The 12,672-nt window shown below is 69.4% G+C and carries 12 protein-coding genes; 6 read left to right on the top strand and 6 right to left on the bottom strand.

Features of this window, described 5'->3' with window-relative positions:
* Nucleotides 1–7: 7 nt before the first annotated feature.
* Nucleotides 8–739: a phosphonate utilization associated transcriptional regulator gene (locus tag HNP48_RS23670; protein ID WP_184861728.1), complete on the bottom strand. Its 732-nt coding sequence runs from the start codon at nucleotides 737–739 to the stop codon at nucleotides 8–10.
* A gap of 157 nt (nucleotides 740–896) precedes the next feature.
* On the opposite strand from HNP48_RS23670, the gene HNP48_RS23665 reads away from it, so the two are divergent.
* From HNP48_RS23665 to phnX, 6 genes are all read left to right on the top strand, one after another.
* On the top strand, nucleotides 897–1,931 hold the full coding sequence (locus HNP48_RS23665; RefSeq protein ID WP_184861727.1) for a putative 2-aminoethylphosphonate ABC transporter substrate-binding protein: 1,035 nt from the start codon (nucleotides 897–899) through the stop codon (nucleotides 1,929–1,931).
* The gene (locus tag HNP48_RS23660; protein WP_260420352.1) at nucleotides 1,931–3,106 is read left to right on the top strand and encodes a putative 2-aminoethylphosphonate ABC transporter ATP-binding protein; all 1,176 of its coding nucleotides are present in this window, start codon (nucleotides 1,931–1,933) and stop codon (nucleotides 3,104–3,106) included. Before HNP48_RS23665 ends, HNP48_RS23660 begins: the two co-directional genes overlap by 1 nt.
* Nucleotides 3,103–4,818: a putative 2-aminoethylphosphonate ABC transporter permease subunit gene (locus HNP48_RS23655; RefSeq protein ID WP_184861726.1), complete on the top strand. Its 1,716-nt coding sequence runs from the start codon at nucleotides 3,103–3,105 to the stop codon at nucleotides 4,816–4,818. The genes HNP48_RS23660 and HNP48_RS23655 overlap by 4 nt, the downstream gene beginning before the upstream one ends.
* A gap of 165 nt (nucleotides 4,819–4,983) precedes the next feature.
* Nucleotides 4,984–5,682, top strand: coding sequence for an HAD family phosphatase (locus HNP48_RS23650; protein WP_184861725.1), 699 nt, complete (start codon nucleotides 4,984–4,986; stop codon nucleotides 5,680–5,682).
* Nucleotides 5,679–6,815, top strand: coding sequence for a TIGR03364 family FAD-dependent oxidoreductase (locus HNP48_RS23645; RefSeq protein ID WP_184861723.1), 1,137 nt, complete (start codon nucleotides 5,679–5,681; stop codon nucleotides 6,813–6,815). Before HNP48_RS23650 ends, HNP48_RS23645 begins: the two co-directional genes overlap by 4 nt.
* Before the next feature lie 32 nt (nucleotides 6,816–6,847).
* A complete protein-coding gene (phnX, locus tag HNP48_RS23640; RefSeq protein WP_184861721.1) occupies nucleotides 6,848–7,729 on the top strand; it encodes a phosphonoacetaldehyde hydrolase in 882 nt (293 codons plus the stop codon).
* Here phnX and HNP48_RS23635 read toward each other — a convergent pair.
* From HNP48_RS23635 to HNP48_RS23615, 5 genes are all read right to left on the bottom strand, one after another.
* Entirely contained in the window at nucleotides 7,698–8,126 is a 429-nt protein-coding gene (locus tag HNP48_RS23635; protein ID WP_184861719.1) for a hypothetical protein, read from the bottom strand. The genes phnX and HNP48_RS23635 overlap by 32 nt on opposite strands.
* Complete coding sequence (locus HNP48_RS23630; RefSeq protein ID WP_221480319.1) at nucleotides 8,123–8,593, bottom strand: lysozyme inhibitor LprI family protein; 471 nt, start codon at nucleotides 8,591–8,593, stop codon at nucleotides 8,123–8,125. The genes HNP48_RS23635 and HNP48_RS23630 overlap by 4 nt, the downstream gene beginning before the upstream one ends.
* A complete protein-coding gene (locus tag HNP48_RS23625; RefSeq protein ID WP_184861715.1) occupies nucleotides 8,590–10,344 on the bottom strand; it encodes a TPM domain-containing protein in 1,755 nt (584 codons plus the stop codon). The genes HNP48_RS23630 and HNP48_RS23625 overlap by 4 nt, the downstream gene beginning before the upstream one ends.
* Nucleotides 10,345–10,445: 101 nt before the next feature.
* A complete protein-coding gene (locus HNP48_RS23620) occupies nucleotides 10,446–11,582 on the bottom strand; it encodes a helix-turn-helix transcriptional regulator (protein WP_184861713.1) in 1,137 nt (378 codons plus the stop codon).
* Between the two features lie 269 nt (nucleotides 11,583–11,851).
* Nucleotides 11,852–12,670 (bottom strand): DUF3667 domain-containing protein, encoded by an 819-nt coding sequence (locus HNP48_RS23615; RefSeq protein WP_184861712.1) that lies wholly within the window; start codon nucleotides 12,668–12,670, stop codon nucleotides 11,852–11,854.
* Nucleotides 12,671–12,672 lie beyond the last annotated feature (2 nt).

Below are 12,672 nucleotides of genomic sequence, written 5' to 3'. Positions count from 1 at the left end.
TATCCGCTCAGGCGGCGACCGTGCGGCGCGCGCCCGGTGCGGCGGCCGGATCGGCATGCCGGGCTTCGTAGTTCAGGCGCGTGCGCTCGCGGCTGTTCATCACGTGGTCGTGCATGGCCTGGCCGGCGGCCTCGGCGTCGCCCGCGGCAATCGCCTTGACGATGGCCTTGTGCTCGCGCGAGTACACGGCCATGGACTCTTCGGTCAGGTTCTGGCGGCGGAACAGCGACAGCTCATTGACCAGCTTGCGGTAGGTGGCCACCAGCTTGGCATTGCCCGCCAGCTCCAGCAGCCGGTCGTGGAACTGCAGGTTGAAGCGGTGGTAGTCCTGCGCGTTGCCGCCCTTGACGGCCTGGTCCATGGCATCGACCAGCTGGCGCAGCTCGCGCACCTCGGTGGCGGTGGCCGTCTGCGCGAGTTTGCGGCCCACGTACAGGTCCATCACGGCGCGCACCTCGAAGATCTCCAGCGCCTCCTCGATGGGCACGGCGCGCACGAACACGCCGCGGTTCTTCTCGGTGCGCACCAGGCCCGCTTCTTCGAGCAGGCGAAATGCCTCGCGCACCGGCCCGCGCGACACGCCCAGCTGGTCGGCCAGCGTGGCCTCGGTGAGCTTGGCGCCGGGCAGCAGGGCGCCGTCCAGAATCATGCGTTCGATCTCGTTTTGCACCAGCTTGGGCAGCGAATTGCCCTGAAGCTGTGCAATGGTGGTGCGGGTGCTGGAAGAGGGTGTCGCCATGGGGTGCAATGGTACGTTGCAGAGCGCAGATTGTCTACAATTTACGATATGCAATAGACAATCAACCGGGTTGGCCTGCATTTTGCATCAGCAATGTGTCATGAAGATGACTTGTCGCATCGGCATATTCGCCGCTTTTCTGACCCGGAGTTCTTCCATGCAAATTGCAAAACACCTCATCGCTGCAGCCCTCGGGCTGGTTGTTGCCGCTGCCGCCCATGCGCAGAAGACCGAGCTCGTGGTCTACACCGCGCTCGAGACGGACCAGCTCAAGGCCTACCAGGAGGCCTTCAACAAGGTGCACCCGGACATCGCCATCAAGTGGGTGCGCGACTCCACCGGCGTCATCACCGCCAAGCTGCTCGCTGAGAAGGCCAACCCCCAGGCCGACGCGATCTGGGGCGTGGCCGCTTCCAGCCTGGCCCTGTTCGACAAGAGCGGCATGCTCGAGCCCTATGCGCCGCTCAACCTCGACGCGCTGATGCCGCAGTACCGCGACAAGAAGAAGGTCCCCGCCTGGTGGGGCATGGACGTGTTCGGCGCCGTGGTGTGCTTCAACACCGTCGAGGCCAAGAAAAAGAACATCGCCTTGCCCACCACCTGGAAGGACCTGCTCAAGCCCGAGTTCAAGGGCCAGGTGGTCATGCCCAACCCGGCCTCCTCGGGCACCGGTTACTTCGACGTGGCGGCCTGGCTGCAGCTGTGGGGCGACGACAGCGGCAAGGGCGGCGGCTGGAAGTACATGGACGCGCTGCACGAGAACATCGCCCAGTACACGCACTCGGGCTCCAAGCCCTGCAACATGGCGGCGGCCGGCGAGTTCGTGGCCGGCATCTCGTTCGAGTACCGCGGCTACACCAACAAGGCCAAGGGCGCGCCTATCGAGCTGGTGTTCCCCAAGGAGGGCCTGGGCTGGGACCTGGAAGGCTTTGCCGTCTACAAGGGCACGAAGAAGCTTGATGCCGCCAAGAAGCTGGCCGACTGGGCCTCGTCCAAGGACGCGATGATCCTGTACGGCAAGAACTTCGCGATCACCGCGCAGCCCGGCGTGGCGCCCAAGCTGGCCCACATCCCGGCCGACTACGAGGCGCGCCTGATCAAGATGGACTTCGAGCAGTCGGCCACCAGCCGCGAGCGCGTGCTGGCCGAGTGGACGCGCCGCTACGACACCAAGAGCGAAGCGAAGAAGTGATGTTCGCCCCCCGAGAGGCCTACGGCGCCAACGGCCTGGATCTGCCCCCCGCAAAGGCAGCCGTGCGCAACGACACCTACCTGGAACTGCATGGCGTGCACAAGCGCTATGGCGGCTTCACGGCGCTGGAAAGCATCGACCTGGCGATCGCGCGCGGCGAGTTCGTGTGCTTCCTGGGCCCCTCGGGCTGTGGCAAGACCACGCTGCTGCGCATCATCGCCGGGCTGGAGACCCAGACCGCCGGCCGCATCCACCAGGCCGGGCGCGACATCTCCGTGCTGCCGCCGGCCGGGCGTGACTACGGCATCGTGTTCCAGTCCTACGCGCTGTTCCCCAACCTCAGCATTGCCGACAACGTGGCCTACGGCCTGGTCAACCGGCGCCAGCCGCGTGCGCAGATTGCCGCGCGCGTGCAGGAGCTCCTGGCCCTGGTGGGCCTGCCCGGCAGCGGCGCCAAGTACCCGGAGCAGATGTCCGGCGGCCAGCAGCAGCGCGTGGCGCTGGCGCGCGCCCTGGCCACCTCGCCGGGGCTGCTGCTGCTCGATGAGCCGCTGTCGGCGCTCGACGCCATCGTGCGCGTGCACCTGCGCAACGAGATCCGCGCGCTGCAGCGCGAGCTGGGCGTGACCACGGTGATGGTCACGCACGACCAGGAGGAGGCCTTGTCCGTGGCCGATCGCATCGTGGTCATGAACCATGGCGTGATCGAGCAGGTGGGCACGCCGGCCCAGGTCTACCGCGAGCCGGCCTCGCCCTTCGTGGCCCGCTTCATCGGCAAGGTCAACCGCCTGCAGGCCGTGGCCGAGGGGGACCATTGGTTCCGCTGCGGCGACAAGCGCCTGCAGTGCGCGCCCGGCGCGGGCGCCGATTTCCGCGCTGGCCGGCCGGTGGAGTTGTACTTGCGGCCCGAGGACCGCGTGGTCGGCGCGCTGCCTGACGACACCCCGGGCCTGTGCACGGGCCGGGTGCTGCGCACCGAGTTCCTGGGCGGCAACTGCCTGGTGGAGGTCGATGTGGACGGCCTGCCGGGCCAGCCGCTGCAGCTGCAGTACTCGCTCAACCAGATGGACGAGTTCGGCGTGCGCGAGGGCGCACAGCTGCGCTTTGCGCTGCGCATGGACCGGCTGCGCGTGTTTGCGGCGCAATCCGAAGCATCCGAAGGGGAGGGCGCATGAACGCCATGGCATTGCCCGTGGCCGCCCCGCCACTGCGCCAGCGCCTGCATTGGAGCGACCGTGTGGCCCACGCGGGTCTGCTGGCCGTGGTGCTGCTCTTGGTGCTGGGCCTGCTGGCACCGCTGGTGGCCATTCTCTCGCAGTCGCTGCAGGGCAACGGCGCCACCGCGGGGCTGGCGGCCTTCACCTCCTACCTGGCATCGCCCGCGCTGCTGGGCAGCCTGTGGAACAGTGTCTGGGTGTCGCTGCTGGTCACGGCCATCGTGCTGCCGCTGGCCTTCACCTTCGCCTATGCGCTCACGCGCAGCTGCATGCCGGGCAAGGGCCTGCTGCGCAGCACCATGCTGCTGCCGCTGCTGGCACCCTCGCTGCTGTCGGCCATCTCCATGATCTACTGGTTCGGCAACCAGGGCATTGCCAAGGACTTCTGGCAGGGCCTGGGTTTCAGCGGCATCTACGGCGCCTCGGGCATCGTTCTGGCGCAGTGCTTTGCCACCTTTCCGCATGTGCTGATGATTTTGGTCACGGCCCTGTCGCTGGCCGACGCGCGCCTGTACGAGGCGGCCGATGCCATGGGCACGGGCATGGTGCGCAAGTTCTTCACCATCACGCTGCCCGGCGCCAAGTACGGGCTGATCTCGGCCGCGCTGGTCTGCTTCACCCTGGTCATCACCGACTTCGGCATCCCCAAGGTGGTGGGCGGCAACTTCAACGTGCTGGCCACCGACGTGTTCAAGCTCGTCATCGGCCAGCAGGATTTTCAGCGCGGCGCCGTGGTGGCCCTGTTGCTGCTGCTGCCCGCGGTGCTGACCTTTGGCGTCGATGCCCTGGTGCAGCGCAAGCAGACCGCCACGCTCACCGCGCGCGCCGTGGCCCTGGTGCCCCGGCCCCGGCGCGGCTTCGACACGCTGATGCTGCTGTACTGCCTGGCCATTGCCGCCCTGGTGCTGGCCATGTTCGGCATGGCGGTGTTCGCCTCGTTCGCCAAGTTCTGGCCCTACAACCTCACCCCCAGCCTCAACCACTATGTGGCCGGCCTGGTGGATGCGGGCGTGTCCACCGCGCTGTTCAACAGCCTGAAGCTCGCCGCCGGCACCGCCGTGGTGGGCACGCTGGTGGTCTTCGTGGGCGCCTACCTGCTGGAGAAGACACGCGGCATGGACGCGCTGCGACCCGTGGTGCGCCTGCTGGCCACGCTGCCCATGGCCGTGCCCGGCCTGGTGCTGGGCCTCGGGTACATCTTCTTCTTCAACGCGCCGGGCAATCCGCTGAACGCGCTGTACCAGACCTTGCCGCTCATGGTGCTGTGCACCGTGGTGCACTTCTACACCACGGGCCACATCACCATGGTCACCGCGCTCAAGGCCATCGACGCGGAGTTCGAAGCCGTCTCGGCCTCGCTCAAGGTGCCGCAGTACACCACCTTCTGGCGCGTGACCCTGCCGATCTGCCTGCCCGTGCTGCTCGATGTGTCGCGCTACTTCTTCATCAACGCCATGACCACCATCTCGGCCGTGGTGTTTTTGTACTCGCCCGACACGCGCTTGGCCTCGCTGGCCATCCTCAACCTCGACGAAGCCGGCGACACCGGCCCCGCCGCCGCCATGGCCGTGTTGATTGCTGCCACCTCTGCCGTGGTCACGCTGCTGTACCTGGGCCTGGGCAAGCTGGTCGACAAGCGCACCCAGGCCTGGCGCGCTCCCGAGAGATGAAGCACCCCCTGAGTCGCTTCGCGCCTTCCCCCTCTCTCGTCTCGCTGCGCGAGTCGGGAGGGGGACGCTCCCGGTGCGGCGGGGCGGCCCTTGCACGGGAGCACTTGCCTTGGGCGCGCCAGTTTCATGCCCCATGGGTCGCACACAGCACTGTAGATATTTGAAATGCAACCCCGTCTTGCCATCTTCGACCTGGACAACACCCTGCTCACCGGCGACAGCGAGGTGCTGTGGCTGGCCTGGCTGCGCGCGCAGGGCCTGCTCGATGCCGCCATGGCCGAGCGCAATGCCGACATGGACCGCCGCTACCACGCCGGCACCGTGGCGCCTGCGGAGTTCTGCAGCTTCTACGCCGCGCTGTTCACCGGCCGCACGCCGCAGCAATGGCAGCCGCTGCTGGACGGCTGGTTCGCCAGCGTGATCGCCCCGCGCATCCCCGAGGCCGCCCACGCCCTGGTGCAGCGCCACCGCGCCGCTGGCGATGTGCTGGTGCTCAGCACGGCATCGAGCCGCATCCTGGCCGAACCCAGCGCACAGGCCCTGGGCTTCGGGCACCTGATCGCTACCGAGCTGGAGCTGCTGCCCGACGGCCGCCTGGCCGGCCGTACCGAAGGCACGCTGAACATGCGCGAGGGCAAGGTGCAGCGGCTGCGCGCCTGGCTCGCTGCGCGTGGTTCGGATGCCGATGCCGCGCTGGCCGGCGCCACGTTCTACAGCGATTCCATCAACGACCTGCCCCTGCTGCGGGCCGTGGGCCACCCCGTGGTGGTCGATCCCGACCCGCGCCTGCTGGCCGAGGCCCAGGCACGCGCCTGGCCCGTGCTGCGGCTGGCGCGCAATTCTCTTGCCACCGAGACAACATGACGACCAAGCATTCTTCTGAACACCATTTCGACCTCATCGTGGTCGGCGCCGGCATCGTCGGCCTGGCCCATGCCTACACCGCCGCACAGCGCGGCCTCAAGGTCTGCGTGGTGGAGCGCGACGCCGCCTGCGTGGGCGCCTCCATCCGCAACTTCGGCTTCATCACCGTCACCGGCCAGGGTGCGGGCGACACCTGGCGCCGGGCCCGGCGTGCGCGCGAGGTCTGGGGCGATGTGGCGCCGCAGGCCGGCATAGCGGCCGTGCACCACGGCCTGTACCTCAGCGCCTTCCGCCCGCTGGCGCACACCGTGCTCGAAGCCTTCATGCGCACCGAGATGGCCGAGGGCTGCGAACTGCTGGGCATTGAAGAGGCCGCGCGCCGCGCGCCCGCGCTGCGGTTGGAGGGCGCCCAGTCCGTGCTCTACAGCCCGCACGAGATGCGCGTGGAATCGCGCACCGCCATCGGCCTGCTGGCGCGCTGGCTGGCCGAGGCCCATGGCGTGCAGTTCCGCTTTGGCGAGGCCGTGCTCGAAGTGGCCACGCCGCGCGTGCGCACCTCGCGCGCCGTGCTGCATGCCGAGCGCGTGGCCGTGTGCACCAACACCGAGCTGCATGGCCTGTTCGCCGAGCGCCTGGCGCCGCACGATCTGCGCCTGTGCCAGCTGCAGATGCTGCGCGTGGTGCCCGAGCCGGGCTTCCAGCTGCCCGGCTCCGTGATGGCCGACCTGAGCTTGGTGCGCTACCACGGCTACAGCCGCCTGCCCGAGGCCGCGCCCCTGCTCACGCAGATGCGCCGCGAAGAGGGCGAATCGCTGGACCACGGCATCCACCTCATCGTGGTGCAGAGCGCCGACGGCTCGCTCGTGGTGGGCGACTCGCACCACTACGGCGCCGCGCCCGAACCCTTTGCCAGCGAGCGCGTGGACGCGCTCATCCTGCGCCATCTGCGTGAAACCCTCCAACTGCGCGAAGCCACCGTCAGCGCGCGCTGGGTCGGCACCTACCCCTCGTCGGCCAGCACCGACTGCCTGATCGACGCCCCCGACGACGCCACCCGCGTGGTGCTGGTCACCAGCGGCACCGGCGCCAGCACCGCCTTCGGCATTGCCGAGGATGTGTTCAACGCCTGGTAAGCCACCGTCTCAGATTGCATTTTTTCAGAACCATGAGCAATACCACCCCGTCCGTCCCCGCCGTATCGTCCGCGCGCGACCAGTTGAGCGCCGTCGTCTTCGACTGGGCCGGCACCATCCTTGACTTTGGCTCCTGCGCGCCCATGGGCGCCTTCGTGCGCCTGTTCGAGCAGTTCGGCATCACCCTCAGCATCGCCCAGGCGCGCGGCCCCATGGGCATGGCCAAGTGGGACCATATCCAGGCCCTGGGCCGCCTGCCCGAGGTGGCGGCGCAATGGCAAGCAAAGTATGGCCGGCCCCTGACCGATGCCGATGTGGACCAGCTCTACGAAGTGTTCACGCCGCTCAACGCCGCCGTCGTGCCCGATTTCTGCGACTTCATCCCCGGCGCGCTCGACGCCATTGCCGCGGTGCGCGCGCGCGGCCTCAAGGTCGGCTCCACCACGGGCTACAACCGCCCCATCATGGAAGTGGTGAGCGCCATCGCCGCCCAGGGCGGCTATGTGCCCGACAACCTGGTCTGCGCCGGCGACCAGGCCACCGGCCGGCCCACACCGCTGATGATGTGGCAGTGCTTTGCCGACCTGGGCATCTGCTGGCCCGCCACCGTGGTCAAGGTCGACGACACCGAGGTCGGCGTGCAGGAAGGCCTGGCAGCCGGCACCTGGGCCGTGGGCCTGGCCGTCAGCGGCAACGCCATGGGCCTGCCCCTGGCCGAATGGCAGGCCCTGGGCCCGGCCGAGCAGGCCGTGCGCCGTGCGGCCGCCGAGGCCAGGCTGCGCGCTGCCGGCGCGCACTATGTCATCGACTCGGTGGCCGATCTGCCGCCGGTGCTCGATGCGATTGCGGTGCGGCTGGCGCGGGGTGAGCAGCCGGGCGGCGTCAGCGCGGCCCCGGGTCTTCGATCAGCCTGAGCTGCAGGCCCGGGCTGCCGCTCCCCGAGTAGGCGAGGGTGTAGTACCCCGGTGCCAATGCCTTGCGCCCGGCGGGGAAGGCACTGTCGATCACGTCCGTCACCTGGCGGTCCGGCAGCTGGATGCGGGTCTTGCGGTAGTGCGGCAGTTCGGCGGGAAAGCCATGCCAGCGGCTGGTCTGCCCGGGCTGCAGGGGGCCCAGGTCCACATCGGTGCCGCGCTGCGGCCAGCCTTGCCACACATGCTCGAAAGGGGTGTCGCTGTCATTGCGCACGCGCAGCCAGACCTTGCCGCCGTGGGCGTGTGGTCCCTGGGCGCGGCCCCCGCCCGTGGCCAGGCCCGCCATCCCGGCCAGCAAGACTCGCATGCCCTGGTGCAGCGCATGGCGGCGCATCATGGGCTGTCCTTGAGCGCCTGCAGGTCGGTGTCCAGGTCGCACACCCGCGCGCGCAGGCGCGCCAGGCCAGCGCCGGCCACGTTGAGGGCGGCCGAGCTGCCCTGGTCGGCATGCACGGCCATGTCCCATTGCGCCTGGGCCTTGTCGAACGCCAGCCAGGCGCGCTGCGCAGCGCGCAGGCTGTCGCGCCGCGCGCTGCCTGCGGCCTTGAGCACCTGGGCGTACAGGCGGTTGAGCTCCTTGTCCCAGGCCGCGTAGGCAGTGGACTGGGCGTCGCGCATGTCGGCGGTCACGCCGCCGCTGCGCTCCATGGCGGCCACGTAGGCCGCATCGATGGGGTGCGCTGCCGTGCGCCCGCAGTGGTGCGCGGTGGGCTGTTGGGCGTGCACTGTGGCCTGCGCCCCGGCCAGCAGCAACAGCAGTGCGGCGCACAGCCGGGGGAGGATGGGGGCGGTGCGCGCCATCATTCGGCCAGGGCGTAGCTCAGCAGGTCCAGGGACTGGGTGTCCTTGGGATTCCACGACAGGCCCGACTCCCGGGCCACCAGCGCATAGGTCTTGCCCTGCTGCAGCTTGCCGCCGGGCATCAGGGCCTCGGTGTGCGCATCCACATAGAGCATGGTGGTCAGGCCTTCGCCACTGCGCAGCAGCACGGCCTTCTTCTTGCCGCCATCGAGCTTGGGCTCGTTGACCCATGCGGCCTTGTTGCCGGGCTGCGGGGCCAGGTTTTCCACCGTGCCGGTCAGGCGGACGACCTTGCGCCACACCTTGCTCTGCTTGGGGTCGGCCGAGGGCTTGCCGTTTTCCTCGGCCGCTGCCTTCTGGATGTCGCCCAGCGAGTTGTAGGCAATGCTCCAGTCCCAGTGGCGCGTGTCGCGGCGGATGTGGTCGGCCGCCAGCATCAGGTTTTCGGTCCAGTTGCCGCAGTTGCCCTTGGACTGGCACAGCTTCCAGGCCGAATCCATCCAGCGCTTGAGCTGGGCGGCCTTGTCGCTGCCGCCCATCTCCAGGGCCACGCCGGCCCCCAGCGCCACGCCCACCTGCTGCTGGTTGGGGGCCACCACCAGCACCGCGCCGTTGCCCACGTCCAGCTTGCCCACGCGCAGCTGGCGCATCATGGCCCAGGCGTACTGCTCTGCCGTGAGGCCGCCCAGGTCCTTGACCAGCATGGTGACGATCTCCACCCCCACGGCCTGGGCGTGCTCGTACATCTGCTTTTCGAATTTGGCGCGCTGGGCCGGCTCCAGAAAGCCGAACTCGTCGTAGATGAACTGCGTGCCCTTGGAGGGCAGGGCCTGCGCATCGGGGCGTGGCAAGGTCTCGGCCGCCGCGGCCAGGGCTGTGGGCGCAGGCTTGGCCGTGGGAGTGGGTGCGGTGGCCGCAGCGGGGGCTGGCGCAGGCGCCGGGGCCGCCTTGGGGGCGGAGGGAGCAGCGGGGGCGGAAGGCGTGGAGGGCGCGGCCGCCACGGCCACGGCGGGTGCTGTGCCGCCTGCGCAGTCCTTGCCGCCCTGCAGCTCGCAGGCCTGTTTCCACCCGGCCTCGATGGCGGCCAGGCGCTTGCGGCGGCCGGGGTGGGTCTGGCCGTCCTGCTCGGGGATCAGCGTGGCAATGGCGCGCTGGGCATCGGCCAGGGGCGCGCCCATCTTGTAGAGCACGAAGCCGCTGAACTTGTCCGATTCGAGCTCGATCGGGGGCTGGCTGCCGCCCGGCACGATGGTGTGGCCCGACAGGTGGTGCCCGATCTCGTGCGCCATGATGCTCACGGGAGCCCAGTTGTTGGCCTTGGTGGCGCGGATCACATCGCCCATGAAGGCCGGGTTGTAGGCGATCACCCGGCGCGGAACCTTGTCGGGGCCTTGCATGATCACGGCGGCCGCGTTGGGCACCTGCCCCTCCACCACCACGAAGTTGGGCGGCAGGCCGGTGTACTTCATGATCTCGGCCACCACCTCCTTGCCGGTGCTGCCGCCCTTGGACAGATCGGGCGGGGAGAAGGCCACCGGGCTGCCGTCGTACGAGCAGGCCTGCAGCGTGGCGGCCAGCTCGGCCGTGAGCTGGGCGCGGCTGGGCTTGCCGGCGCTGCTGCTGGACGTGGTGGACTGGGCCTTCTGCGCCAGCGCCGGGGTGGCGCAGGCCAGCCCCAGCAGCAGCGCCATGCTGGCCCGCGCCACGGGGTGCAGGCCGGGGTGCAGGTGGGTAGAGCGGCGTTGGGTGGTCATGCGGGTGCTTGCCTTTCATGCGGCCGGTGGCCGTGGGTGGGTGCCGGAGAGGGCGAGAAGGAACGGATAGACGGGGAAAGCTGGGAGGGGCAGGACACTGTCTAGGCCGCCACCAGTGCGGCCACGCGCAGCACGCGCTGGGCCAGGTCGGCCTGGCCGCGCGTGCCCGTCTTGGCATACAGGCTGGCCAGCTGGGTGCGCACCGTGGGCATCTTCACGCCCTGGGTGTCGGCCATTTCGCGTGGCGTCATGCCCTGCAGCAGCAGGGGCAGCAGGGCGGCCTCGGCCGGTGTCAGCCCGTAGAGCGCGCTGCAGACGGAGGCCGCAGTCGAGGCGTGGGGCGGTGTCTCGGGCACCAGGATGAATTGCACCAGTGCCTCGCCCATGGCGCCCGGCGCGGTCTTGAGCGGCGCCGCCAGCGCCACCAGGGGCTGGTTGCCCGCCGTGCGCAGGCGCAGCGAGACCGGTGTGCGCGTGCCCAGGCTGGCGGCGATGAGCGGCACCAGGGCGGCATCCACCTGGGCCAGGCGCAGCGGCTGGCGGTTGTGCCAGCCCGTGGCATGGCGCAGCAGCACGCGGCATTCATCCTCCACGCCCAGCCAGGTGCGGGCATGGTCATTGAGGTAGCGCACCTCGCCCTGGCGGTTGGCGTGCAGCACGCCCAGTGGCAGCTGGTTGAGCGTCTGCTCCAGCGCGCCGGCGTGGCGCTGCGCCTGCTGCATGCGCCGCTGTGCCCGCAGCAGGCTGCGCACCCAGGGCGTCACGGCCCGCAGCCAGGCAAACTGCTGCTGCGTGAACTCCGGCTGGCCCAGCTCGTTGTACATGGCCAGCACATGCACGCCCACCTCGGGCGAGCTCTCCACCACGCTGTTGACCATGGCATCGATGCCCAGCGGGCGCAGGTATTCCGCGTAGAAGGCGCCACGGCGCAACTCGGCCGTGCCGATGAGCTGCTGGCTCAATGACCCGCCCCGCGCGGCGGCCTCGGCATGCTGGCGCTCCAGCGCATCGCTCCAGGCATCGCTCACCTGGATCAGCGAGGCATAGCGCGACAGGAAATCGTCGGGCATGCCCGACTGGAAGGCCGCCAGCGGGTCATCGGTGCCGGGCAGGGGGCAGAACAGCACCACCTTGCGGCTGCCCAGGCGCTCACCCAGCTGCTGCAGCAGCCGCTCGACCATGCCGGGCTCGCCCAGGGCCTCCATGCTCTCGGCCATGAGGGTCTCGAACCCGCTCATCCCCAATTGCTCTCCCAGCCAGTTCCCGTGGGTCAAGGCCTTGCTCCCGCTTGTCGTCGTCGTTGGATTGTTGTGCCGGGCATGGTATGACGGGCGTCTGGAGGTGGGCATCATCCAAATGGATGATGTTGTGGGCGTGCCACGCATGGGGCCGGCGCTCCCCTCGTGCGGCCTCGCGTTCGGCCGCACAACCAGGCGGGAAACCGCAGACCGTGCTGCAGCGCGGCAAGGCGAACCAACGGCATTGGGCGGTGGAAGGCGCATCCGCATCACAGGCCCATCTGCCACAGCACCAGCTCCACCACGGCGCGCGCGTACAGTGCGGTGGTTTGCCACTTGAGCAGGGCAAACAGCGCGCCGGCCAGCAGCAGCCTCCAGCCCTCGCGCCGCAGGTCCACCAGGTAGAACTGGCACAGCGCCACCATGAAGACCAGCGCCTGCACCCCCGTCATGTACCACGGCGACCAGGCCTTGTGCCACTTGAGCAGGCCGGGTGAGGGGGCCAGCACCAGCGGCAGCTGGTTCAGGATCTGCAGCGCAATGAACACCGCCTGGCACACCAGCGCAAAGGCCAGCAGCTCGGCGGCGTTGTAACCCCGCCGCCGCCAGAAGACCACCGCAGCGCTCGCGAACGCGGCCAGCGCCCCCAGCGAGAACGACCACTTCGAGTAACTGGCCACCAGCGCATACATGCGCGCGGCTGCCTCGCTGGGCAGCTCTGGCTTGAGGTAGTCAGTGTGTCCCAGCACCACCAGCAGGAAGCCGATGGCCAGGCACAGCAGGCTCAGCGGGTGCAGATGGTCCTTGCGCATGCCCAGCACATACTCGCGTGCCATGGTGCCCGGTTGCGGCAGCACGCGCAGCGCGTTGCGCACCACGCCCCATTCAAACCAGCGAAACCGCGCCCAGGCCTCCTGGCGCACCGTGGCCCGGCCAATGCGCCCGGCCTTCTTCTGCCCGCACTGCGCGCAGAACGGCCCGGTGAGGGTGGCCCCGCAGTTCAGGCACAGGGCGGTGTCGAACAAGGCATCGGCCACCATGCCATCGGCGGTTGGCTGGGGTGTGGGCGGAGAGGAGGGTGGGTGCACGC

Source organism: Acidovorax soli, assembly GCF_014207955.1.
Taxonomy (GTDB): Bacteria; Pseudomonadota; Gammaproteobacteria; order Burkholderiales; family Burkholderiaceae_C; genus Acidovorax; species Acidovorax soli_A.
Note: the sequence above shows the minus strand (reverse complement) of the source record. Positions and strands in the feature narration are given on the sequence as shown.

Excerpts from the sequence above, each read along its gene's own strand:
- HNP48_RS23670 (WP_184861728.1), bottom strand. The coding sequence starts at position 739 with ATGGCGACACCCTCTTCCAGCACCCGCACCACCATTGCACAGCTTCAG.
- HNP48_RS23665 (WP_184861727.1), top strand. The coding sequence starts at position 897 with ATGCAAATTGCAAAACACCTCATCGCTGCAGCCCTCGGGCTGGTTGTT.
- HNP48_RS23660 (WP_260420352.1), top strand. The coding sequence starts at position 1,931 with ATGTTCGCCCCCCGAGAGGCCTACGGCGCCAACGGCCTGGATCTGCCC.
- HNP48_RS23655 (WP_184861726.1), top strand. The coding sequence starts at position 3,103 with ATGAACGCCATGGCATTGCCCGTGGCCGCCCCGCCACTGCGCCAGCGC.
- HNP48_RS23650 (WP_184861725.1), top strand. The coding sequence starts at position 4,984 with ATGCAACCCCGTCTTGCCATCTTCGACCTGGACAACACCCTGCTCACC.
- HNP48_RS23645 (WP_184861723.1), top strand. The coding sequence starts at position 5,679 with ATGACGACCAAGCATTCTTCTGAACACCATTTCGACCTCATCGTGGTC.
- phnX (WP_184861721.1), top strand. The coding sequence starts at position 6,848 with ATGAGCAATACCACCCCGTCCGTCCCCGCCGTATCGTCCGCGCGCGAC.
- HNP48_RS23635 (WP_184861719.1), bottom strand. The coding sequence starts at position 8,126 with ATGATGCGCCGCCATGCGCTGCACCAGGGCATGCGAGTCTTGCTGGCC.
- HNP48_RS23630 (WP_221480319.1), bottom strand. The coding sequence starts at position 8,593 with ATGATGGCGCGCACCGCCCCCATCCTCCCCCGGCTGTGCGCCGCACTG.
- HNP48_RS23625 (WP_184861715.1), bottom strand. The coding sequence starts at position 10,344 with ATGACCACCCAACGCCGCTCTACCCACCTGCACCCCGGCCTGCACCCC.
- HNP48_RS23620 (WP_184861713.1), bottom strand. The coding sequence starts at position 11,582 with ATGAGCGGGTTCGAGACCCTCATGGCCGAGAGCATGGAGGCCCTGGGC.